Source organism: Yoonia sp. R2-816, assembly GCF_046762905.1.
Lineage (GTDB): Bacteria > Pseudomonadota > Alphaproteobacteria > Rhodobacterales > Rhodobacteraceae > Yoonia.
This window is the reverse complement of sequence record NZ_JBKQXN010000004.1, coordinates 1-1,169: the sequence shown is the minus strand read 5'-3', so window position 1 is coordinate 1,169 and position 1,169 is coordinate 1. Positions and strand designations below refer to the sequence as shown.

Sequence of the window (1,169 nt, the reverse complement as noted above, 5' to 3'; positions counted from 1 at the left end):
GATATCCTCGCCCACCCCCACGGGGATCAGCGCCGTCACCCCGGTGGCCGGGTCAGCGTCGCTGTCCACACTGTCATCACCGCCCACATCCTGGCCAACCAGCACCTTGCCGTCCGCAGTCTCGGTCGGGAAGACAACCCTATAGTCGCCCGCATCAAGGTCTTCGAAGAGATAGGACCCGTCATCCGCCGTGGTCGTCGTGGCCACCGCAGCGCCATCCGCATCCAGCAGCGTCACAGGCACACCCGCCACACCCATCTCGCCATCATCAACAGCGTTGTCATTGGCATCCATGAAGACAATGCCGCCAAGCGAGGCCGTGCCGGGGTCCTCGACCCCTGCATCCACGTCGCGGATCGCATCGCCGATGGTCACGGCAATCGGACCGGTCGCACCGGTCGCAGGATCGGCATCGCTGTCAGAGACATCACCGCCCACATCCTGCGCCACCAGCACCTGGCCATCCACATCCGTCGGGAAGACCACCACATAGGTCCCCGCATCCAGATCGGTAAAGAGATAGGACCCGTCCGGACCCGTCTCTTGCGTCGCCACCACATTGCCGTCTGCGTCCTGCAGGGTCACGGTCTGACCGGCGATCCCCGTCTCGTCCCCGGTGCCATTGTCCTGATCGTCGTCATCGCTGTCGATAAACAGGCGCCCGCCAAGCGAGGCCGTGCCGGGGTCCACCAGACCCGCATCCACATCCGCCGTTGTCTCACCGGCCACGACGCTGATCAGACCTGTCGTGCCGGTCGCATCCACATCGCTGTCGACTGCATCGTCGCCGCCTGCATCCTGGCCTGCAAAGTCCAGAACCGTTGGGTTGTCGAACTGGACACTGTAATCATCGCCCGGGGCAAGATCGTCGAATGTATAACTGCCATCGGGACCGGTCGTTGTGGTTGCAACCACCACACCGCCTTGCAGCAGTGTGACGGTAACCCCTCCGACAGGCGTGTCCCCATCGCTTTGCGTGTCGGATTTGTCGGTATCGACAAAAAGCACGCCCGTGATCGCACCCGTATCCGGATCGGCGATGCCGGCGTCGACATTGCGGATTGCGTCGCCGATGTTCACCATCACGGGGGCTGTGGTGGCTGTGCCGTCGCCATTGTCCACCGCGTCGCTGTCGGTCGTGTCGTCTCCGCCCTGATCGGGGGTCACAA

1 protein-coding gene is annotated in these 1,169 nt (G+C 63.6%); it reads right to left on the bottom strand.

The features are described from left to right. Window positions 1–1,169 (bottom strand): SdrD B-like domain-containing protein (locus ACFWW2_RS00015; RefSeq protein ID WP_393925315.1); only part of this gene is annotated, 1,169 nt, incomplete at both ends.